Source organism: Spirosoma endophyticum (genome assembly GCF_900112365.1).
Taxonomy (GTDB): Bacteria; Bacteroidota; Bacteroidia; order Cytophagales; family Spirosomataceae; genus Spirosoma; species Spirosoma endophyticum.
The window spans coordinates 34420-57468 of sequence record NZ_FOLQ01000027.1; the positions used below are offsets into that span (position 1 = coordinate 34420).

General features: G+C 40.7%; 20 protein-coding genes and 1 pseudogene. 4 read left to right on the forward strand and 17 right to left on the reverse strand.

All coding sequences use genetic code 11. The features are described from left to right. Nucleotides 1-19 precede the first annotated feature (19 nt). The 13 genes and pseudogenes from BM202_RS31980 to BM202_RS32040 form a co-directional block, all read right to left on the reverse strand. On the reverse strand, nucleotides 20-1240 hold the full coding sequence (locus tag BM202_RS31980; RefSeq protein ID WP_143100820.1) for a hypothetical protein: 1221 nt from the start codon (nucleotides 1238-1240) through the stop codon (nucleotides 20-22). Nucleotides 1241-1402: 162 nt separating this feature from the next. Beyond that, nucleotides 1403-2629 carry an acyltransferase family protein gene (locus BM202_RS31985; RefSeq protein ID WP_093833927.1) on the reverse strand — a complete coding sequence of 409 codons (1227 nt, stop codon included), beginning with the start codon at nucleotides 2627-2629 and terminating at the stop codon, nucleotides 1403-1405. 131 nt (nucleotides 2630-2760) lie between these two features. Further along, entirely contained in the window at nucleotides 2761-3486 is a 726-nt protein-coding gene (locus BM202_RS31990; protein WP_245776883.1) for a WecB/TagA/CpsF family glycosyltransferase, read from the reverse strand. Between the two features lie 904 nt (nucleotides 3487-4390). Then, nucleotides 4391-4798: an IS1 family transposase gene (locus BM202_RS39220; RefSeq protein WP_093833929.1), complete on the reverse strand. Its 408-nt coding sequence runs from the start codon at nucleotides 4796-4798 to the stop codon at nucleotides 4391-4393. Between the two features lie 29 nt (nucleotides 4799-4827). Next, entirely contained in the window at nucleotides 4828-5124 is a 297-nt protein-coding gene (locus BM202_RS32000) for an IS1-like element transposase (RefSeq protein WP_093833931.1), read from the reverse strand. A 52-nt stretch (nucleotides 5125-5176) separates the two neighbouring features. Beyond that, nucleotides 5177-6505, reverse strand: a complete 1329-nt coding sequence (locus BM202_RS32005; RefSeq protein ID WP_093833933.1) for a flippase — start codon at nucleotides 6503-6505, stop codon at nucleotides 5177-5179. 159 nt (nucleotides 6506-6664) lie between these two features. After that, nucleotides 6665-6853 (reverse strand): annotated as a pseudogene (locus BM202_RS32010) (IS1 family transposase); the annotation flags it as partial. A gap of 268 nt (nucleotides 6854-7121) precedes the next feature. Then, nucleotides 7122-7445 (reverse strand): IS1-like element transposase, encoded by a 324-nt coding sequence (locus BM202_RS38550; protein WP_093833935.1) that lies wholly within the window; start codon nucleotides 7443-7445, stop codon nucleotides 7122-7124. A 558-nt stretch (nucleotides 7446-8003) separates the two neighbouring features. Further along, the gene (locus tag BM202_RS32020) at nucleotides 8004-8672 is read right to left on the reverse strand and encodes a sugar transferase (RefSeq protein WP_093833937.1); all 669 of its coding nucleotides are present in this window, start codon (nucleotides 8670-8672) and stop codon (nucleotides 8004-8006) included. A gap of 68 nt (nucleotides 8673-8740) precedes the next feature. Next, nucleotides 8741-11050 (reverse strand): GumC family protein, encoded by a 2310-nt coding sequence (locus tag BM202_RS32025; RefSeq protein WP_093833939.1) that lies wholly within the window; start codon nucleotides 11048-11050, stop codon nucleotides 8741-8743. 11 nt (nucleotides 11051-11061) lie between these two features. Continuing rightward, on the reverse strand, nucleotides 11062-11868 hold the full coding sequence (locus BM202_RS32030) for a polysaccharide biosynthesis/export family protein (protein WP_093833941.1): 807 nt from the start codon (nucleotides 11866-11868) through the stop codon (nucleotides 11062-11064). A gap of 1400 nt (nucleotides 11869-13268) precedes the next feature. After that, nucleotides 13269-13724, reverse strand: coding sequence for an SRPBCC domain-containing protein (locus BM202_RS32035; RefSeq protein WP_093833943.1), 456 nt, complete (start codon nucleotides 13722-13724; stop codon nucleotides 13269-13271). Between the two features lie 163 nt (nucleotides 13725-13887). Next, a complete protein-coding gene (locus BM202_RS32040; RefSeq protein ID WP_093833945.1) occupies nucleotides 13888-14847 on the reverse strand; it encodes a helix-turn-helix transcriptional regulator in 960 nt (319 codons plus the stop codon). Between the two features lie 97 nt (nucleotides 14848-14944). Between BM202_RS32040 and BM202_RS32045 the strand changes: the two genes are divergently transcribed. Next, complete coding sequence (locus tag BM202_RS32045) at nucleotides 14945-15250, forward strand: GNAT family N-acetyltransferase (protein ID WP_093833947.1); 306 nt, start codon at nucleotides 14945-14947, stop codon at nucleotides 15248-15250. Nucleotides 15251-15258: 8 nt separating this feature from the next. Next, on the forward strand, nucleotides 15259-16215 hold the full coding sequence (locus BM202_RS32050) for a polysaccharide deacetylase family protein (RefSeq protein WP_177236770.1): 957 nt from the start codon (nucleotides 15259-15261) through the stop codon (nucleotides 16213-16215). A 55-nt stretch (nucleotides 16216-16270) separates the two neighbouring features. On the opposite strand, the gene BM202_RS32055 is transcribed toward BM202_RS32050, so the two are convergent. From BM202_RS32055 to BM202_RS32070, 4 genes are all read right to left on the reverse strand, one after another. Further along, the gene (locus tag BM202_RS32055) at nucleotides 16271-17017 is read right to left on the reverse strand and encodes an ion transporter (protein WP_093833949.1); all 747 of its coding nucleotides are present in this window, start codon (nucleotides 17015-17017) and stop codon (nucleotides 16271-16273) included. Next, on the reverse strand, nucleotides 17014-17715 hold the full coding sequence (locus BM202_RS32060) for a hypothetical protein (protein ID WP_093833951.1): 702 nt from the start codon (nucleotides 17713-17715) through the stop codon (nucleotides 17014-17016). Before BM202_RS32060 ends, BM202_RS32055 begins: the two co-directional genes overlap by 4 nt. Nucleotides 17716-17764: 49 nt before the next feature. Further along, complete coding sequence (locus BM202_RS32065) at nucleotides 17765-19174, reverse strand: carbohydrate porin (RefSeq protein WP_093833953.1); 1410 nt, start codon at nucleotides 19172-19174, stop codon at nucleotides 17765-17767. A gap of 109 nt (nucleotides 19175-19283) precedes the next feature. After that, a complete protein-coding gene (locus BM202_RS32070) occupies nucleotides 19284-19964 on the reverse strand; it encodes a response regulator transcription factor (protein ID WP_093833955.1) in 681 nt (226 codons plus the stop codon). Between the two features lie 236 nt (nucleotides 19965-20200). On the opposite strand from BM202_RS32070, the gene BM202_RS32075 reads away from it, so the two are divergent. Both BM202_RS32075 and BM202_RS32080 read left to right on the forward strand, forming a co-directional pair. Further along, nucleotides 20201-21523, forward strand: coding sequence for a TolC family protein (locus BM202_RS32075; protein WP_093833957.1), 1323 nt, complete (start codon nucleotides 20201-20203; stop codon nucleotides 21521-21523). 3 nt (nucleotides 21524-21526) lie between these two features. Further along, the gene (locus BM202_RS32080; protein ID WP_093833959.1) at nucleotides 21527-22630 is read left to right on the forward strand and encodes an efflux RND transporter periplasmic adaptor subunit; all 1104 of its coding nucleotides are present in this window, start codon (nucleotides 21527-21529) and stop codon (nucleotides 22628-22630) included. The last annotated feature ends 419 nt before the right edge of the window (nucleotides 22631-23049 follow it).

Below are 23049 nucleotides of genomic sequence, written 5' to 3' on the forward strand. Positions count from 1 at the left end.
GCTGCCCAATAAATTAAAGTTACAAATTCAGTTTGTATTTAGTGTGTATCAATGAGTTTATTTTTTCTTTTTCGTATATATGCTGGTATATGTATACAACTAAAACTGTAGCAATAAGATTGGACGAAAGATAACTGGTAGCTGATGTAAGACTTGTTAGTAGTAAATACCACAAATAATATCTTAGATATAAAAAATTTTTAGGGAGTTTTATAACATAACTTTTTACCCAGATTAAGATATATCCCAAAACAGCAAATACACCGAACATAGCATATACTGCCACTAGCCCAACGTCTGCTAACCAATACCCATAGTTTGTTATGTAATATGTAGTGTATTTATAGTAAGGAGAAGACTCTCCATAAGGCTCGCCATTACCCAATATTCGATTTATGGGAGAATGAGAGAAATCAGTTAAAAAGAATGTTGCTGCACGAACTCTTATGTAATCAGCTCCATCTTCGGCGGTTTGCTGTTGAGTATCTCGGAGCCCTTCAACAATTGGATTATCAGACTGAATTATGTAAAATACTAAACCTAAAACGCAACTCACAAAACCAATTTTTTTAAATAAATTTTGATCTTTGACGAAATGATATAAGTAAATGATTACTACTGCAAATATATATTGTCTTGTAACTTGCATAACTGTGACCACAATGCCCATAATTGATAGAGTAGCCCAAAACCATTTGTTTCTTTTTTGAGTAGTTAATTTATTAATAGCCATATAAACAGTTACATAAAATACTCCTTGCCCCGGAAAAACAATTCTTGTTATTCCACGTGATTGGTCAACAGATTCTAAATCTATAAAATAGTTTTTGTCAGAATGCAAAAATTGGAAAAAATACAAGAATAAGTATATGATTCCATAAATAATAATAATTTTTTCAATTTTTCTTATTGAAAAGTTAACATGTTTTAAGTAAAAAAAAATTACCCAAACTAAAACTAATATAGAGCCTGCTAGACTGTCACCGAAGCTTTGCCCCCAAGTGACCATTGAAATAAATATTGACAAAATTATAGAAAATGATATTAATTGAACAGGTAAAATGAAACCATCATTTTTTTTAGGGAACATATGAGGTAAAGAAATTAGAACGCCTAAGAATAAGTATCCGAACTGGAAATATTTCACTATACTTCCTCTAATAGCTTGAAATTCAAAAAAATTGATAGAACATATTATTAATATAAACAAAAATATAGTTCCCGAAGATTTATTTTTCATAAAAATGTTAATATTTGTTAAAAAAAATTTAAGTAAGTACTTCATTTTGAATAATTTAATATGTTTCTTATCTTCGATCAGTATTATAATTTACCTCTTAAGATACTATATAGAAGTATATTTTTTAAACTTTATAATAATCCATTTTTTTTAAATATTTATTTACTTTTTACTTAACACTGAGTTATCATTTAAAAAATATTTTTTATAAAATAATTTAGACAACAAAATACTTTTTTCATCTACATAATTAGTCATCATATGTGATATTACAATAATTAATAGAAAAGAAGGAATACATTGAAATAAAAATGACCAATTGTAACTAAATATTCTTTGTAGATATATGAAAAGATATGAACTAAAAGATTTAAGTATTAAAACGTGAATTAAATACATTGAAAATGAAATTTTACCTAAATAAAGAAAAAATCTTCCAGAAAAAAATTCTCTCATTACTGCCCATTTTTGGATTGAAAAAATTACTAAAAAAGCACCAATTTCATTTATTAGACCACTTCTTTCGATTATAAAATTATAATTTAAAAACTCAAAAAATGTGCCACTAATTGTGGGCGTTGAAGTGTGATAAACATGAGGAAAGCCTCCTAAAAGTAATCCAAAAAAAAATGTGAATATAATTGATAGTTTATTTAGGTTTTTATTTTTAAATTTAATATAGTCACTATAATTAAGTAATATGCCTAATATGAAAGCGCTATATTCATATTTCTCATGAAACAATAATATAAAAAGTATAAATAAAAGTATAAACACAGAATTTCTACTTTTATAAATTAATGCTAAAGAACCAAAAACGAGTATTGACCCATAAAATTCTATAGTAATTGACCAAAGAACAGTATTATAAGAATTATTTCCTAGAAACATTGCGCTAATTAAAATATTTTTTAAAAAAGTTATAAAGAGTTTGTCTCCTTTTAATGATTCTAACCAGGTAGATTTAGTTATAATACTGGCATCCGAGTTATAATCTAATGATAATACTAGTATTATGTAGCTAATAATTAATGAAACAGCTACTGGAATATACAATCGAGGTAGTCGTCTAATAAATGCAGAAGCTAAATAATCCATGTCTTTATCTAGCATGAATTTTTTGCTTAAAACATAACCACTTAATATAAAAAATATTAAAACAAATAATTGTCCATTGGTAAGAAATAAAAATGGAGACTTAAAATACAGTATTTCTAAAAGATTTAAATGAACCTCTTCCAACCTTCCATTTGCATGTGCTGGATAAAAGGCTAATAAATAGTGATAGATAACAACCATGAAAGCCGCCAATCCCCTTATTCCTTCTATATATGTAACCTTTTTATTATTTTTATTTATTTGATAAGAATTTAAATTTAAGGTAGTCATTTCTGAATATAATTAATATGTTTTATTGTATTTTAATTAGTATTTTTTTTGTTTGAGATGAACTAGAAAACCAATGGTAAGATATACGCTCTATGCGATTTCTTGTGATAATTGAACATTAATTAGATATTTTACATCCTAAGTTTTGCTTTTGTAATATCATAAGCGAATATAAATCCATAATATATATATCTCTTCCACATTCTTTTTGGTTCTTTCGTAAGTCTAATAAACCATTCTAGATTCAGGTTTATCCAAAATAGACTCGGTCTAGTCATAGTTTCGGCATAAAAATCAAACACTGCTCCAACCGAACAAATTATATTAGTTTGAACTTTTTCTTTTAAAAAATATGATAATTTTTCTTGTTTAGGCGCTGTCAGCCCTAAAAATAGTATATTAGGCTTGAATTTATTAATTTTTTCAATCATTATACTAATATCTTCTTCTGTAAAGTCTTTTTTGAATGGCGGGGAGTAAAATTCACTTTTAATTAATGGATATTCTTTTTTCATACGTATTCTAATTTTATCTAATGTTCCTTGTGAGGAACCTAAATAAAAACATTTTCCTTCCATTTCATTAAGCTTTTCTAAAAGATACGTATGCATTTCAGCACCAGCAATTTTTTTAATTGGCTTACCAGTTATAAACATACAGGCTTTTACTACCCCTATTCCATCTGGGAGTAATATATCTGATGCTTGCAAAGCCTCTTTAAAAGTGATATCCCTTTCAGAGATACAAAATGCATATTGATTTATGGTATTAATTACAATTTTATTTGTTTTATTAATATTAATAGGAAAAGGGTTTACTGCTAAAGAGTAACCTAAGAATTCGGTTGTGGACATCATAATTTTTTAAGTTTTAAAGAATATTTATAAAGCTAATTGGTAACATTAAGTTTTTAGATTAGAATAGCAATTACAGGAAAAATATTGGTTGTATTTGAAACTATAACGTTTTAAAGTCTTTAAAATGTTCTAGTTTCAATATTCGATTTTTTAAAATTTATCAAAAAAGTTTTTTGTGATTTCTCTGATAAATGCAATATTTTGACTGATATTACCACTTTTAACTAGTTCCTATATTTTTATTTATAGGTTTGCCCTTACGGGACTGTTAATAAATCATTAATGCCTAGTCCTTAGTATATATTTATATCATTTCAAAATTTTCATTTACTTATTTTTACTCAATAATGATTTTAATATATTTTGTTTATTTGCTTAAGCAGTTTACTTTATTTTATAGATTCCCTTAACCTGAGATATCCACTTACTTATTCCATCTACGTATTTTATATTAGGTATAATTTAAAATGTAGACATAAATAGCTAATTATTATGCAAACAAAGTTTAAATCACATTTTTACAATTTAACGAATGAATAAGACATTATTTACATTCTCGTAGTTGCTAATAGGTAAATATAATAGGTTTATGATTTGAATCGGCATATTATCATTATGTTTTTCATATTTGATATTGCAATATATAATAATATTAGGAATTTAATCAATGTTTTCTAAAAAGCTGGTTATATCCTAAAGATCTCAGTTAAAAAATCTTGTTACTTTTTTTAATAATAAATAATTTATTTGTGGTTATGATTAACTTTTTTACTTTTTTTGCATTTAATGTATAATTTATATGTTATTAGGTTTTTATGTTGACTTGAAGCATAGTAATTATTAATGAGAGAATCAGCTGTCAATATTCGTATTTTATTATGAGTCTGGTAAAATAGGTAGTGGCTTAATTGCGTTTATTGGCGAAGAAGAAAGGGTCAATGAATTGGCCGATTATGGTATCTTGGACCGTCACTGATTTAGAGAAGCAAATGGTTCGGCGGGTCAGTCGCTTTAAGCGTGTTCGAAGAGTAAGATGCTTCCGTTCAAGCCCTTGTAATGCCGCCTTACGGACTAAGCGTAAGCGTTGATCTAAGCAATCAAAGTAAGCCCACCAAGAGTCTGTTATCCACCTAATTATTTTAATTTTAGCCTGCTCTAAAAGGCTAAGTAGGTGGCGAAACATTTGGTGCGTACGTCGTCCGAAAACGAAGGCAATAATTTCGCCTGTCACGGCATCCTCGACCCACCACAGCCACCGGGGTTGTTTTTTCTTACTTAAGTACGACCACATCTCGTTGACTTTAAGACTCATTTTCAAGCCTCTATTGACGTATAAGGGGTTTACATGGATGACTTCACTACCGCACGGGCGGCCCTGTTTTTCTTAAACTGAGCGCTGACGGTATTGCGATTGACGCCTAAAACACGAGCAGTATCACGTATGCCTGCTCCGTTGAGGACCATCTGAGTGATCCGCTCTTTGACCAAGGGGTCCCGGGCTTTGTGTGTGTATGTCTGGACGAAAGTCCGGCCGCAGTCGAAGCATCGGTAGCGTTGGGTACCCGCACGGGTAGTGCCATACCGTTTAACGTGTTGGGTTTTGCCACAATGTTTGCAGGCAACAGCTTCTAAGACCATTCACAAAGATACTCTATTCAACGCAGTTAGGCCATTACCCAAAATTCTACTTTTACAATTTAAACAATTTTTCTTTTAATGGCTTAATATATTCTATTATTAAGCTAAACTTAAAATATTTACTATTAATCGGATTTAAATTTTGCTGCTTCAAAATTATATACATATTACCAAAAAGAAAGAATTCTATTATTAACCAATTAATTGTCGACCCAATATATCCTAAGTGCTTTACTGTCAAAATGTTTAAAAAAATGCTTAATACACCAGCAGCTGCTGTTACTTTTAAAAAGTACTTATCCATCCCTAGGTTTAGCATTATTTGAATTCCCAGTACATTATTTAAAGAAAATAGTAATGGAATGATGGTTAATATCTGAAAGATAGGAATAGCTGCCTCAAATTTTTGCCCATAAAAAGCTCTGATTACAAATGGCCCTAATACACACATCATAATAGACGCTAATCCAACATATATAACAATGAATGAAATCAGTTTTTGTGCTACTTTTAAACCCTGTTCACGACTTTCTCCAAAAGCTTTCCCAATAAATGGGTAAAATGCTTGTGCTAAAGGCATTGCTAAAACAGATTGTGCTATAATTATCAATCGTTGCGCTGCGGTATAATATCCAACTTGTTCTGCATCTTGATATAACCCAAGTATCACAGTATTGGTGCTTGAATAGAAGTTTACAAAAATGAGTGACAGGAAAATTATTCTTTCTTCCCATAGCAGCTGAAAGCATCTAATTATTGACACTTTAATGAACCTTAATTTATATTTTTTAAATGCCCATATAAAAGACCATATTGCAATAGTAGTCTGAACAACACCAAGTAGTAAGGGTTGCCAAATATAATCGGCATTTTTTCGGACAATTAATAGGATTAATAATGTAAATATAAGTCTACTAATTAAATTAAATAAAGCTACTTTTGAAAGATCCTGCATTGCTTGGAATAACCAATTTTGAGTAAATAATGTAGCAACGCATATGGAAAAAGAAAATATAACTACTGTAATATTTTCTTTTAGTTCTGAAACATTAAAAAGCAAAATTGTAAATGTGATCAAGGAAAAAACAAACAATAAACATTGTGTATAAAATACCTCACTGAAGACGAGATTTCGATTACACTCATTGTTAGGTTCTCTAGCAATCTTTCTAGTTGCTGTAAAATCGAAACTGTAGCTGATTAATAGTGTGAAGTATGAGATATATGCAGCCGAGAAATTAATAATTCCGTATTTAGCTGGGCCAATAATTCGGGAAACAACTGGAACTGATATTAATGGCAATATATATGTAGCAACTTGAACTATTGTAAGTGAGAAAACATTTTTTGTTAGTTGATTCTTAGAATTATTTGAATTCATTTTATTGTCTGTATATTAATCCGATCATAATAGCGAATTTTTATCAATAAATTTAGGACATCTTTATTTTTTTTCTTAAAATAACTGCTTTTTTTATGGTTTTGTTCTTTCAATTTTATTTAAAACGTATTTCGTTAATGTTCAAAAATTTGTAGTGGCTTAATTGCGTTTATCGTCAAAGATAAACTGTTTGATAAACAAACCAATTACAGTATCATGTACGATCACTAACTTTGAAAAGCAGATCGTTCGGCGGGCTAATCGCTTAAGCCGTGTGCGAAGCGTCAGATGCTTTCGCTCCAAGATCTGTAACAAGGCTTTACTCTCCAGTCGGAGCACTTGGTCTAAACAATCATAGTATGCCCATCAAGCATCCGTGATCTATCTGATTACTTTAATATTGGCTTGCTCAAGCAGCTTCATTAAGTGAAGAAATGTTTGGTTTGTACGGCTGCACCGCCGGACCGGGCCAAAAATAAAGGCAATAACCTCACCCCTTACTGCGTCTTCTACCCACGGCAGCGGCCGACCGTCATAGCTAACGAGGCTATAGTTTTCTACTTGCATATGCCCGCGATGACGGCCCGGCACATCTCGTCCTCTTTGAGGCTCATTATCAGGCCTTTATTAACACAAGCAGGATTGACATGAACGACCCCAGTACCGCATGGGCGACCCCTTTTTTTTTAAACTGATTGCTAACTGTATTACGATTAACACCCAAAACGCGAGCGGTATCCCGAACTCCTGATCCGTTCAAAGCCATTTGTGTGATTTGTGCTTTGATTAGTGGATCACGAGCTTTATGGGTGTAAGTCCAAACAAATGTACGCCCACAGTCGTAACATCGGTAGCGTTGGATACCAGTACGGGTAGTTTCATACCGTTTGACTTGTTTCGTTTGACCACAATGCTTGCAAACAACCGCTTCTAAAACCATACTCAAAGATATACCCTTCAACGCAGTTCAGCCACGACCAAAAATTTAAAACTTTATTATTTGAGAGTTTTATTAAGTAAATTTAATGTCATTGGTAAATCGACATTCATTACAATTTTTGAAGAATTAATAACTAAGTCTAATTCTTTTCCACGCTAGTGAAGTAGTTTTCTCGATATCGTCTATGTGCTTTGATGTTCTTTTAATGCGTTTAAATAACAAGAATGGTTCGACCCGAATAGAAAAATTATCTATTTAGGACGTATTTAATCATTTCAGTTTCTGACTTCCTAACCACTGCTTGTTCGTTCTATAAAATTTATTCCCGCAAAACACCTGAAATTCAAGCAACATGAGCTCGTTAGTGTTTATTTAATTTAACAATTGAAGAGCAGTTTTTCAACTACTAAAAATTGTTCCGACTATATGCGCATTACCTTAATTATTGGGAAATAGTCATTTATAGCCCTTTCAGCAATTTTTTCAGCGATTAGCTTCTTACGTTGGGACTTCTTTTGTAAAAAACTTACTCAAGCAAAGTTTAGCTCATGTTCTAATTTACCAAACGTTCATATTGCCTTCTATCATTGATTTTATCGTCAACCAGCAAATCCACATATCTAAGGCTGGTGATCTTTTTCGATTGTAAAAGCGATCATATTTTACTCGATGTTGCATTTTTATGAATTTGTCCGTCTCGCCGCGGCAACCTCGTACCTGAGCTAATCCCGTTATTCCTGGTTTTACTCTGTAGCGTTTGCGGTATTCAGGCATAGTATTCCAAAATTGTGCACTGTGTTGTAGAGCGTGAGGGCGCGGACCAACGATACTCATATCACCAACAAGGACGTTTAAGAATTGTGGCATTTCATCTAGATTTGTACGTCGTAAAAAACGGCCAAGTAGGGTTACTCGATTATCGTATTTTGTTGCCTGTTGAAAATCGGCCTTCGGGTTGTACGTCATGGTACGGAATTTGAGACAGTTAAATTCCACTCCCCGAAAACCAGTACGCTTCTGAATAAACAGAATTGGACCCGGTGATTCTATTCGAATTAATAAGCCCAATAATGGAATCAGCCAAGATAAAATTGTTACAGCAATTAATAATGCAACGCCAATATCAAACGCTCGTTTCCCTAATTGTTGATAAGTGAAATCGCTACGGCGCGTACTTGGTTCTGTGTATACGTACAGACTTTTGTAGTGTGAATTAAGACTTAACATATAATAAAAGTTATAGTAAAGTAAGGGTATGGATTTGATAATATTGAAATTGATAGTGTTAAATGTGTCTATTTGCCTTTCTTAACCAAGTCCTGATAATCTCCATAGTTGTAACTGTAATTTAGTGATTCACCTTCACCTATCCCATTTAGAATAATGCTTAGCTTGGGAAAGCGTCCTTCTTTATAAAGCGTATCTACCATCTTAATGTAGCTTTTAGGTGTATGATCATGGCGTACTAAAAACATTGTCGCATCAGCAAAAGAAGCAATCAATTGTGAGTCGGTTACCAAACCAATGGGCGGTGAGTCAACTAGTATATATTCAAACCGCTCTTTTAATCCTGAAAATAATTCCTCCATATGAGGAGAACTTAGTAACTCGGCTGGATTTGATGGCAGTGGGCCTGCTGTAATAATATAGTAATTAGGATAGCCCATAATTGGATGGAGTAGCTCGTCAATGCTAGCCTCGCCCATTAGGTAATTACTTAGTCCCGTCTGGTTTTCAATGTGCAGGCTCTTATGTAACCTTGGCTTTCGCAAATCCATTTCCAGAATAACTGTCTTGCGCTTGACCATTGCCAGACTGGCTCCCAGATTCAGCGAAATGAAGGATTTGCCTTCGCCACTAATGCTGGAGGTAAACAATAGAACCTGACTTTTTTGCGGATCGCTGCGTAGGAATTGCAGGTTTGTGCGTAATGCCCGTATTTGCTCACCCATTACCGACTGCACACTTGGATTGAGCACAAGATTCTCCGTATTTTTTTGACGACCTTTTACAACTTCGCCAAGAATGGGAATTTGGGTCGCTTCTACTACGTCGGCCCGGCGCATCACATTATCATTTAGGATGTCTTTAGCGGTAATAAACCCTATGGGTATTAAGAGTCCTAATACCGCAAACAAAGCGAAAATCATCATCTTAACTGGTTTCACAGGCCTATTGCTTGTGTGTGCGGCATCGACTGTCCGGCTGTCTGACATTCTGGAAGCGGCTGAAAGAGCCGTCTCTTCCCGCTTTTGCAGTAAGTAGGTGTACAATCCATTTTTAATGGATTGTTGTCGGGTAATATTCAATAAGGCACGCTCTTTACCAGGAATAGTTCGAATAATACCCTCCATGCGTCCATTGTTGGCAATGAGTTGATTTCGGTTACTAACTAATTGTTGACGAATGGTTTGGATATTTTCATTGATGCTGGCCTTTATAGCTTTCAGCTGGCTATCGAGCGATTGGAGCAATGGGTTGTTCGACGACATGGTTCTTGACACATCCTCCCGTTTTAATTCCAGTTCAGCAACTTTGGATAACAAACCCGTTAAAATGCGGTCATCGAACCCCAGTGTTGCGGGAGCAACGCCCTTCTCTCCTGAATGATTTTGAACATACCGCTCAATATCGGCTAAAGCACCCAGCCGCATATTAACTTCATTCAGGTGTGTATCATTTTCTTTAACAGCTGTTAGGAAGGTTTGCGCCTGTATACTGAGATCCGTAATGCCCTGAGTTGACTTATAATTTTCAACCTGCTTTTCGACAGTAGACAGTTCACCTGAAATCAGAGCCAATCGATCCTCAATAAAATTGAGTGTTTTGCTGGCTTCTTTATTTTTATCAACAATTTCTTCTTTGTTATATTCGCTAATGAGTTGATTCAAAATTGCTTCCCCTCGATCGGGAACTGATTCCTGAAGAGTCATAACCAGTACCGTAGACAATTTTGAAGTCGATTCAATCTTCAGATTTGACAAATAACCTTCAACTGCATCGGTATGCGAAGAAACCGATGCCAAAATTGGGGCTAGCTTAATACTGAGTGGCTTTCGAGGAAATACCCGTAATTGGCCAAGGGGCGTCTTAATACTTTGGTTTACAGGGTACGCCTGTCCATTCAATTTCACCGTTTTTCCATCGACAAAGGAGAATTTCATTTCTTCCATGTACAGCTGCGGAGTTGGCTTCTCCACAATCAATCGAATTGGTGATTCCTGGTAAATTTGTTTTTTAACTGTACGGCCCGGTTGGTAATACCGAACATCAAGCCCCAAGTTTGTAACAACTCGATCCATAAGTGTATAAGACTTAAGAATCTCTGTCTCATTCTCTACCACTTTACTTTGCGTGAAGGTATCCATTTCCTTCATCAAACTTTGTTCCGAAATACCCCTCTTCTCGTCTTTCACTAAGACACTGGCTTGCACTGTATATATAGGCGGTTGGTACAATAAGTATATATAAGCAGATGCTAATGCCAAAATCAACGAAAGCAAAAACCAGGGCCAATTGCGCACATACCGTATAAGTAGAGCACGTAGGTTTGGTTGCGTCTCCACTTCGTAAGCCTGGTATGGAATATATGCATTAGTATTCATGAATATGAATGTTAATTACGGCTGACAATAATGGCAATTAAGGACAGGGCACTTATAATTATAGGCAAGAGCACATAAGTCCGATCCGCATTGGCAATCCGGGCTTTTCCCGGCTCTACATAGACAACGTCGTTCGGATGCAGATAATAATAGGGCGACTGGAATACATCGCGCTTTGTCAAATCAACATGATTGAAGGTGCGTTGTCCATTTTCTTCGCGGATGATCAGTACATTAGTTCGACGACCATAAATTGTAATATCACCAGCCAGCCCTAATGCGGCTGGCAATGAAATTTGTCCGTTTGGAATTGAGAAAAGTGATGGGTGAGCTACTTCTCCCGATACGGAAATCTGAAAGTTAACGTTTCGTACGTTTACCGTTGGCTCTTTGAGATAATAGAGCAGTTTTTGTCGAATCAAAGCGGCTGCCTGAGTATTTGTCAATCCTTGGACCGGTTGTTGTCCAATTAGGGGCAATTCAATTTGCCCTGTTTCACTTACTAGGTAGCCGGGTGTATATGGTAACGGAGTTGTCAGACTTACTTGTTGTGGTCCGCCAGCACGCTCGGCCGTAGTGATAGTGGTGTAGGGATTGAAGAATGCTGTCGCTTCGGGGCTAAGGCTACTTACCTGAATAGATAGTACATCGCCTGTTTTAATCGTCTGCATATACTGTGGTACCAGTGCGATCGAGTCTTTTTCGCCCACATTCGCCTGATACAAAACCAGTTCCTTGCTGGAAATGCAACTTGATAAGCTTAGACACAAACCAATAAACCAATACCCTAACTGGGTACGCACGCCACTTATGTTCATACAAGTTACTTCACTAAATTTAGGATACTGATTCTTTGAATAGGGTATTGTCGTGATTTCTGACTCTAAACAGTAGGTGCTAAGGCTTCCTATAAGAAATAGATGGCTTTCGAAATTTCAGTGAGGGAAAAGGCTTTTCCACACGATACACGCTAACAGAAGAAAGTGGTATATGATCAGTAGCCCTCCCATTGTTTTGTGCTATCGAAGCTCTAATGAATAAGGGCGTTAATATAGAAGTGGTTGGAAGGATCGACTTTCTGGTATGCAGTTTTATAGCATGTAATTCCCGGCGTGTGTACGTAAAACGTGTATAGGAAGATACGATCTTTTTATTACAACCATGCATTTCTGGGAGATGGCGCTCGGAAATGGTAACTGGTAAATGAAGTAATACTATTTTCATGTGAATAGTCTATTGATCAAAAAAGAGGGGTCGCAACTGATTCGATAAGTTGTGTTAAGCAATTTAATTTATATTAAGTCGCCCTTTATGTTACTATATCTTCAGATAAACAAGAAATACTATATTGTTTCATTCTATTGCGTTACTATTTATTTCATATTATTACTTGTGTTTATAAAAGTAAATTTGGATATAAGTAGGTGTTACTACATCTACTTCAATGGAATTTTGTGTACAGACTAATGAAATACTGCTTATTATTAAAGTCCAAATTTCAATATTAAATCAAATCGATTTATAAACTTACTATTGGTATATATTATGCATTGTAATAATTACTGTTTTGTAATGCCCAGGAAAAAGAGTGTTTTTGGTCCGCAGTTTCAGTTAATGACCTACAAAACTTTATCAATACTAATTGTACAACCTGTAATCAAAATTAAGACAAAATTTGGCTTATGAAGTGCTCCCCAAAATAAATTATTGAAATAATAAAGGTTATTTAGTACATATGAACGTATTTTTATGTAGGTTTTGGCTATCCTATTTGTTTATCTTTTTTAAAATAAGATTATTAAAGGCAACCTATAGTGTTAATTGAGTTGATGTACTATTAGATTTATTATATAACTAATTCATTTGATTAACGAGCTAATCTGGCCAATTATTTTTCAGTAATTTACTTATTCAATTTAGGTGTTTACTTGATTTTCAATATTTTTTGTTGATTATCTACTCAAAAAATTCAAATAAAGCACTTAGGCTCCCTGATAAGGAAATGCTGTAGCTATAGAAAAGAAGATTACGATGCTTAAAATAAGCCAGGTTACTTTTTTACGCTTCATAAACCATCAGATCAGGCTGAGCATTTGATGAATTTCTGTTGCAAATCTGCCCCAATTAATGAGCAGTTACTTGATTATACTTGCTACTTTTTGCAGGATGAAAATAAACCAAATAGGCAAGCTGGGGAACAATGATTATAACTGTTACATTACGTCGTTTCTACTAATTTTTTGATCTCCACCAAAATGGGGTTCCAGCTTTCACCGCCATTGTAGGTATCGGTGTAGCGTCGTTCGCCATCGGCAACCGTGGCAAAGTCGCCTTGGGTTACTACCAAGCGGGTTTGTCCCTTCTCTTCAGACAAGTCATACGTAACAGTTACGTAGTTCTCTGGAATATCGGCAAGCGTCGAATTTGGGTCGAAGGTAGTGTAAGCTAAATGGGTAGTAGGCTCAATCGCTACAATTGCCCCTTTCACGAAAACCATCGGCTGCCCTTCCCAAACTCCTTGCCAGAGTAATGGACTTCCAACGTGCCAGTCAGAAACGGTTTCGCAACCAAACATGTACTTTTTCGTCTGCTCCGGGTTCGTCAGTGCGTTCCAGACGGTTGCCATTGGTGCCTTGATGAGGATACTGCTTGTTACAATTAATTCATTGGCCATAGGTACGTTGGTTTGGAAGGGCAATACATTCGTGTCAGCTAGAAGACATCTGCTCTTCTGAAGAGATTATTGATCGTTTGCGCAAAGATTAGCTGATGCACTGACAACGGTGTGTCAGCAGGCGTAGGCATAAGATGCAGTCCGCTACGTTGTTTGGTTGTTTTTAGTCACTGACGGCTTGGGCTGAGTAGTGCAGTTGAATTTCCTGCGCCAATCGCTGCATCAGGGTATGCAACGACTCAGGTTGCTCGATAGTTGTTGCATTGCCGTACATCAGCAACCAGCGGGCCAGGCCTTCCAGGTACGGTGTCTGAAAATGCATCCGGATGTGATCGCCCATATCTTCTTCGTATTGAAAGCCGAAGTAGTGTTTCTGTTCGTGCATGTAGCGGGCCGCCTTTTTGCGAAACACAATGGTTACGTATACCATCGGCATACCAACATCCAGTCGTTTCAGGTATTCCTGCAACGTGAGTCGGTCCCGACGGGCAAACCGCTCACCCGTGTCGGTAAGCTGGCGAATGCGATCAATGCGGAAATCGCGGTAGTCCTGACGAATGCGACAGAAAGCAATCAGGTGCCAGCTCATGTGGTAATGATACAGTCCGACAGGTTCTACTTCGCGCTGGGTTTCGGCGTCTTTGTATTGAGAATGGTACTGAATGTCGAGTACATGATGTTGGGCGATGGCTTGCTGAATATCATTGAGAAGCTCATTGGAATACGGAACACGATGGGTGGGTGTGGCTACGTCGATGTGCGCATCCAGATCGGCCAGGTGTTCCTGATCGGAGCGTTTCAACACGGATTTGATTTTATACAGTGCCGATTCGAACTCGGTACGTACGGACTCGTCAGCCCATTTTTCGATTAATTTGCCGCCTAGCATCAGCGCTCTGGCTTCGGCGCTGGTAAACATGACGGGCGGCAGGTGATAGTCGGTCAGGAAGTAGCCAACACCGGCTTCGGCTCCAATCGGCACACCGGCTTCCTCAAGTGAGCGAACATCACGATAAACCGTTCGGAGGCTAATGTCGAACCGGTCCGCTAATTCCTGCGCGCGAACAACTCGTTTGGTTTGCAGGTGGATCAGGATGGCTGTCAGGCGGTCAAGGCGATTCATAGTTGAAAGGCGGGTAAAGCTATTTGCAAATTACGATGGTTCGATTGAACAAGTAGGCACTTTTTTGAGTAACAGTCATAACGCAATTCTAAACTGTATGAGCACGAACAGCCTCCATAACAACACCCATCATCACCGCTTTGAGTTAGACGTTGAGGGTAAACTGTCCATCGTTGAATACCAGCAGGTCGATGATGAAACGCTGGCCCTGACGCACACAGAAGTTGACCCTAGCCTGGAAGGGCATGGCGTCGGTTCTAAGCTGGTCGAAGATGTTTTACAGTATGTTGAGCAGAATAACCTTAAAATTGTCCCGCTTTGCCCGTTTGTTATGGTCTATCTGAAACGCCATCCCGACTGGAATCGCGTCGTTTCGTCCGCCTATAGCATCAACGATTTTTAAGGGATTGAATGAATCGTTCTGTTATAATTGGCATTCTGCTTTTGGGGCTTTGTGTTGATGGCTTTGGTCAACTGATGAGTTACCGCGTGTTGTTTGGTCTTACGACACAGCAGCCCCGGCAGATTGTGCTACGTCAGTGGCAGCAACAGGCGCAGACTCGTTATCTGGTCGTGAACCCACAGACGCTCGAAACGGCTATAACAGCGCTGCCGCCGAACGGCGTGAAAATTCTGTCGTGGTCGAGCCTGATGCAACAGCTAGGCCAAACGCCTTATGGCCGGGCGATGCGGTTTGAGCAACAGCGGGATCAGAATTTGCAGGACGCGGGTATTGAACGTACCGATAAGACCGAACGGGGATTCAGCCTGACAATTGACCTGTGTCCTTCCACAAAACCGCTGACACGCTCGGTTTTTGAGCAGTTGATTAAGGCATTTGAACCGGAAGAAAAGCCAATTCCAGTAACCATTACGGTTACGGGTCTCTGGATGGAGAAGCACCCGCAGGATCTGGCTTATCTGAAAAATTTGGTCAGTCTGGCGGAGCTGGATATCACGTGGGTTAATCATACGTATCATCATCGGTATGATCCGAGACTTCCGTTACCCGTCAACTTCCTGCTCGAACCCGCTACGAACCTGAACGACGAAGTACTGCTGAACGAACAGGCCATGCTGAAAAATGGCCTGAAGCCTTCTATCTTCTTCCGGTTTCCGGGTCTGGTTTCCGACAAATCCGTATTCGATCGCGTGTTGGCGTTTGGGTTATTGCCCATTGGGAGCGATGCCTGGTTAGCCAAAAATGAACAGCCTAAACAAGGCAGCCTAGTGCTGATTCATGCTAATGGGAATGAGCCCTTAGGCATCACGGATTTCATCAACCTGATCCGGCAAAAGTCGCCGTATATCCGCAACAAAACGTGGCTACTCTATGATTTACCAGGTAGCGTAGCAAAGGAAAAGTGAAATGATGTAGGATATAGGGTATATGATGCTTTGATAGCAGGACATATAGTATACATCATATATCTTTTCCCCCTTGTTCCATCTCTTCGATTTTCTGACGTAGCAACCGAACTTCGCTGATGAGTATTTGCATGTCGCTGTCGGCTTGGTCCTGATCATCTTCCACGAAAAAATTGGCCACGTAGCCGGTAAACGTACCGAACAAACCCACCCCGGCAATCATCAGAATAGCCGCAATAAGCCGCCCGATTGTCGTAACGGGAAAACGGTCGCCGTAGCCAACGGTTGTGATGGTCACAAAAGCCCACCAAAGGGCGTCGGATGGCGTTTTAATATTGGCTTCGGGAACGCGCTCGACGTAGAGAATAGCGACGGCTCCGAAAATCATGAGGAGAACAGCGCTAAGTAACACGATCGCCAACGTACCATTAGCCCGGTCACGAAAGAGGTAATGCAGAAATTCACGAATGGAACGAAACGACCGGACCATCCGCAAAATCCGAACGACCCGCACCAATTGTCCCAATCTGAACCAGTCGAGCGCCGGAATACTGGCTAACAGATCGATCCAGCCCCAGCGTAAAAACGCCCATTTGTTCGGCGCCTGGTAAAGTCGCAGAAAGAAATCGAACAGAAAATAAAAACAGATACCTGTATCAATATGATCGAGCAATAGCCGGTTCTGCTCGTCCATAGGAACAAGTTCACGGATGAGCAGGGCGATGACGACATAGACCGATAACACCAGCATAATGACCTGGTGCAGGGTTAATTTCTGGGCTGACGGTTTATCTTTCTTCATGGCGTTCGGGGCTTGGGTGGGTGAATGGGTGAAATTCGATCTTTTTTCTTCACCCACCGCCATAAGTCCGTCACTAGGGCCGGATAAATAGTAACCCCAATGCTGTAATAACTCCCGTTGAAATTCTGGTTGATGGCAGTTTGGAATATGGAAACCCGATAGCCGATCTGGGCACTAAGACCTACCCAGCGTGTTGCTTTCCACTGCCCATACACACCCGCCTGCAACGGCACGAAAAAACTTCGGCGCGATCGGTCAACGGGGGTTTCCTGTCGTAAATTCAGCGGCAATGCGTAAGCGATACCCCCACCAACTTCAACCGGAAAACTCACCATCCATTTCTTGTTGTTGGTCAAATTCCACCAGTACATTAAGCTCACATACCACAAGTCGGTGCGGGTATAATAATCGAGGTTAATGCGCCGGGCCGCGTCGCGTTGCCAGTTAATCAGCCGTAAATACGTAGCATAATTGATCCAGTAATAGCCGAGCGTTAGTTGGTGGCGTTTGGGGCCATACTGAATACCCGCATTAATTCCCCAGACGTTTACGTGCTGGCTTTCAAGAAACGAATCCCTGAAATCGAGGTTAAAGGCCGGTTTAATAAAGAAATGGGATGGTCGTGTCGTATCGACCGGGGGAGTCGAGTCAATCCGGGGCGTCAGAAGTGAACAAACGAACAGGTACAAAGCAACCATAATGCTCTACTAACCTGAAAAATTGCGTTTGGGTTAATCAGGCGTTTTATCAAAATTCAACGTGCGTTCGCAACGCAAACAAATTTACCGGTCCCCGGTCTGCATTGTAACCCGGATGCTGTACTAACTGGTAGTCCAGTGTCAGGTAAAGCGTATGGGCGACTCGGGCTTTGTAAAATACTTCCAGACTATTTTCTGTCCCGTAATTGGGTAAACTATTATCACCCAGCATGAACCCCGTTCCACCCGCATTGAGGAAAGCGATATGATCGGCTGAAATACCGTTTCGGGCTACGGCTATGCCTACTACATCGTTTTGACGGTGCCAGCGCGTGCCACCAATGTACGCGCCTACCGTAAGGCTATTGTCAATTTCCGTAAACGCCCAGGTAGCGGTGTGGCCATCGTTCCAACTGGCTCGCCCGAAAAGACCCCCTACGTCGCCCAGAGGCTGTTCGAAATTTAAGCCCAATCCATATTTGACTCCGCCGTACTGGGTGCCGGTCAGCAAATAAGGTGGATCGGTGGGGTAAGTACCCGTCTGTAATAACTGGGTGGCTGAGCTATAGGTCGGCGCTTTTGTTACGTTACGGAAAGCCAGTAACCGAACGGTTCCCGCGCGAGGCAGTAGCGTGAACTTATGTTCGAGTTCCAGGGTCAGGGCATGGGATTTGCTGATATTCCAATCCAGTACGTTGCCGTTTGCCACCGTGGGCATCAGTGCCGCAGCAATCCGAATCGCATAGTTCGGCCGGATGTATTCGGTGGCGAGGCTCCACGTATAGCCTCGCGTGTTGGCCGGGTAATCCCAGGCGCCCATGTTCATCAGCGACCAGTTCGAAAACTGACTTCTGGGGTCATGTGCGTAGGCGTTGTTATCAAATATATCGGCAATGGAGAATTTGCCCGCCGTTATGACCAGCCGGGACGAAGGGATGGGTTCCTCGACCTGGTTTGCTTCTGATTCGGCTTCTTTGGAAGCCTCTCTGTTCAGCGGAATAATTTGTTCGATGTAAAAACGGGCAACGTATAGGGCTGGCCGGGCGCTGCCGATGCGAAATGTTTCACCATTTGGAAAGCCCGCTATACCAACGGCGGGCGCGTACAGACTTTCGTCATAAGGAGATTGGCTGTCGCGATGACCAACCCCTCGTCCACCCGCGAGTTCGGGGTTCACGTAAACCGCGGCTCCGCGCCATAGCCGACGCCCCAGAAATAGAGTTGTCGTCACTGATAAAGCCGTGTCTGGCAGCGTACTCAACGTATTGCGACCATCATAACCGGCTCCCTTGAAACGGGTGTGCCCCTGTACGATCGTCGTGAACTGAAAATGCAGGCTCCAGTTCTTGAGCGAATCGAGGTAGTTATTGTTATTATCCTGCTGCGCGTGTACGGCTGATCTGGTGGCGAGCGCTAGCACTAAACAAAACCAGCCTCGGGTGTTTCCGGGAAATTTCATGCCGGAAAACTAACAAAAATCGGTTTTATGAGCTAAACTATATTTATAAAGAGCTGATAACTAAGGAACAGGCAGGGGTGCAGTGCACGGCATGTGCCAGTGGGTGAATTTATAAGCCTGCTTTCAATAAATAGCCTACGCCCATAGCTGTATGAATCAATTTGTGGTCAAACCCGCGATCTATTTTCTTGCGTAAAAAATTAATATATACCTCGACTTTGTTGGTGTTGCAGGCCGTATTGTTATCCCATACTTTTTCTAAAATCTGCGCTTTCGAGACAACACGCCCGGCATTTTCGACCAGAAAAGCGAGCAACTGAAATTCACGGGCTGTTAGACTGATACGTTTATTGGCGCGGTAAGCTACTTTTTCGGCGACATTCAGTTCTAAATTATCAATACTCAGAATAGTGGGCGAGTTGAATCCGCCCGTTCGTCGGCGATGCAACGCGTATATACGAGCCAGTAGTTCATCGGGGTCGCACGGTTGGCCTACGTAGTCGTCGGCACCTGCGTACAGGCCCTTGGCTTTATCGGATGGATCATTCAAACCAGACAGCAGCAGCACGGGCGTCGAGTCGTTTTCCTGTCGAAGTCGTCTTATTACGTCGAAACCATCCATGCGGGGTAACTGCGTATCCAGCAGAATCAGGTCGAAACGAGCGTGCAACGCCATGGCCAATCCTGTGTATCCGTCGGTAGCCACCTTCATGGTGTACTGGCGTTCCACTAAGGTTCTGTGCAGGAAGTCGAGATAGTCAGGATCACTTTGAATTAAAAGAATTTTCATACGCCGACACCCTAAATGATGATTGAACCGCAAATGTGAGGCACCAACTTTAAATCGGCTTTAAAGGGATATTAAAACTTCTTTAAAATTTAATTGTATGATTGTGAGAAGAATATGAATTAATACCGATTTTTATTTTTTTAAGAATTAATTAATAAAGCTTTAACCAGACCTTAACCACGGGGTTGCTACTTGCCGCCCAAACCAGCCGGGTTTAGTCGGCCAATATGTAGCTTATGTCTCGTTTTCAATTTATCCGCATCCGTATCATCGGCCTTTTGCTGAGTGGACTTGGTGCCTGTTTACCGCTACTGGCTCAAACTGCCGTAGCCACGCCCGATACCGTTCGACAAAGTCTGCCGCAACTCGAACAGAAGTTTGTCGAGCGCAATTTCCAACTGATTGCCCAACGCTATCAGATCGACATCGCTGATGCCGCCATCACGCAGGCTGGTTTACGCCCTAATCCAAACCTGTGGTTTCAGGGTAACTTATACAATCCCGGTACGCGTAAATTTTTGCAGTATGGTCCGCCTACGCAGGCTGATAAAGATGCTGGCATCTACAATAGCGGCTATTACGCCGTACAATTGCAGCAGGTGATTTTGTTGGCGGGCAAACGTAGCAAGCTGGTAGCCCTGGCCGAAAGTAATAAATCGCTGGCCCGGCTGGCGTTTCGTGACATTATGCGAACGCTTCATTATCAGCTCTATACAACCTATGCCAATCTGTTTTATGATTTACAGGGGCTGAACTTATTTGACGAGGAAATAGCCCGGCAGCAGCGCTTGCTTGAATCCTATCGAATTGCACTCCGAACGGGGGGCGTAGCGGCTTATGAAGTAACCCGGCTGGAAGTCGCGATACGTGATCTTCAGGCCAACAGCGCAAACTATCGGACGCAAATTGCTGATGATCAGGCGACTCTTCGCGTTTTGCTGCGTCAACCGGATAAGACGTTCATTATGCCGACCGAACTGCCACCCCTGACAACAACACTTCCTGCGTTAGCCACGGCGCTCGACTCTGCCCAGACAAACCGACCCGACATTGGTCTGTCGCAGGAGCAGATCAACAATGCCCAACGTAGCGTGGCGCTGGAAAAAGCCCGGCGTACGCCCGATTTGACAACGGGTCTGTTATTCGAGAAGTACGGGAATGCTTACAATAACTTTACCGGCTTCCAGCTAGCCATGGACCTGCCGGTGCGAAACCGAAATCAGGGCGCGATTCGGTCGGCAGAAACGACACTCAAAAGCGTGACGGGTGGTCTGGAAAATCAGCAGATTGTGGTGCAGAGCGATGTTCTGAATGCCTACGATAAACTGAATACGTACTACGCGCAATTGAACGCCCGCCCTGACGGCTATCTGGACCGTATTCAGAACATTTCGGTAGAAGCAACTAAGGCGTACAATGCCCGTACGATTGGCTTGCTGGACTATCTGGACAAAATCAGGACGTATCAACAGGCGCAGCTCAACAACATAAATCTGCTGAATAATCTCTTCAATACGCAGCAGTTACTGAATTATACCACCAACACGAGATTCTTTTGATTCATGAAAAAAGTACTCTGTGCCCTGGCCGTTGGGTTGACAATGGCTGCCTGCGGACATAAAAATGAGGAGGCAGAAAAGGCACCAACGTCAAGTGCCGATTCCAGTAGCAGCTATCTGACGGATTCTGTTCGGCAAATGAATCCCGAAGACGAGCTGACACTGAATGGCACGGTTACCTTCGATCAGGATAACGTAGTACGGGTGTTTCCGCTCGTTAGTGGAAACGTCCAGAAAACCACGGCCTCTCTGGGGGCTTATGTTCAGAAAGGACAGGACCTGGCGCTTATTCGCTCGGGTGACATCTCCACCTATACCAACGATTATCAGGCGGATAAGTCGGATCTGGAGGTAGCTCAGCAACAACTTAAGAACGTATCGGCGCAGTATAAAGCCGGTTTTGCCTCGGAGACGGATTTTCTGACAGCCAAAAATAATGTCAAAAAGGCGCAGGACGAGCTGAGTAAATCGTCGAATATCCTTCGCGTATATGGAGGAAGCACAGCCGGAACGGGCGAACCCTCCTTTGCGGTCAAAGCGCCGATCTCGGGGTATATTGTAGAGAAAAACGTCAACGCCGGACAGGACTTACGAGCTGATAATCAGAATCCGCTCTATACCATTTCCAGCCTGCAGCAAATCTGGATACTGGCCAACGTATATGAACAGGATATTCCCGAAATCAAGCAAGGGCAACCGGTTGATATTCAGGTGCTGGCCTATCCCGATAAAACATTTAAGGGTGTCATTAGCAATGTGAGTAGTGTGCTCGATGAACAGGCGCGGGTGCTGAAAGTGCGTATCGTCCTGCCTAACCAGAATGGGCTGCTGAAACCCGATATGTTCGCCACTATTCATGTTCACCTGCCCAACGCGAAGGTATCAAACAGCGCTCAGTCGCTGGCCGTTTCGCAGAAAGCCGTCGTCTTCGACCGCGACCATTACTACGTTATCGTTCAGACGGGCAAGGACAAATATGAAGTGCGAGAAGTGAAAGTGATGAAAAATACGACGCGGTATGCCTTCGTGTCGGGTGGTAATCTCAAGCCCGGCGACACCGTTGTAACGGAAGGTAGTTTGTTGTTATACAATGATTTAACGGACTAATTTAATGAGTGAAAGAACGAAAGAGTGTGTGAGCGATTAGTTAATGCGCTCCTGTTTTATCGCTCTTTCGCCCATTCACTCCGCACCGGCCTTTAGGTTTGAGGGCTGGTAAGAAACCAAGATTTGGGTAGCTTGCCAGACAGACAACCGAGCGGGCTTCCCTAGCGTCTCCGGCCAGGCTCGCAACCTATGGGCCGATTCAGGTCCCGCTCGGTCTTTCTTACTTAACCTCGAATAGAAATTAGGGTGTTGTGACCCATTAGCAAGGTAGCGAGTGATGAGTAAGCTGTCTGATTGTCGAACCATAAAATTAAGCACTTCAATGGACATTCGCCATTTCATTGGGATTGATGTTTCTAAGAACACTCTTGACTGGGCTGTTTACGCGAATAAAGGCATCATCTGGCAAATTCAATCGG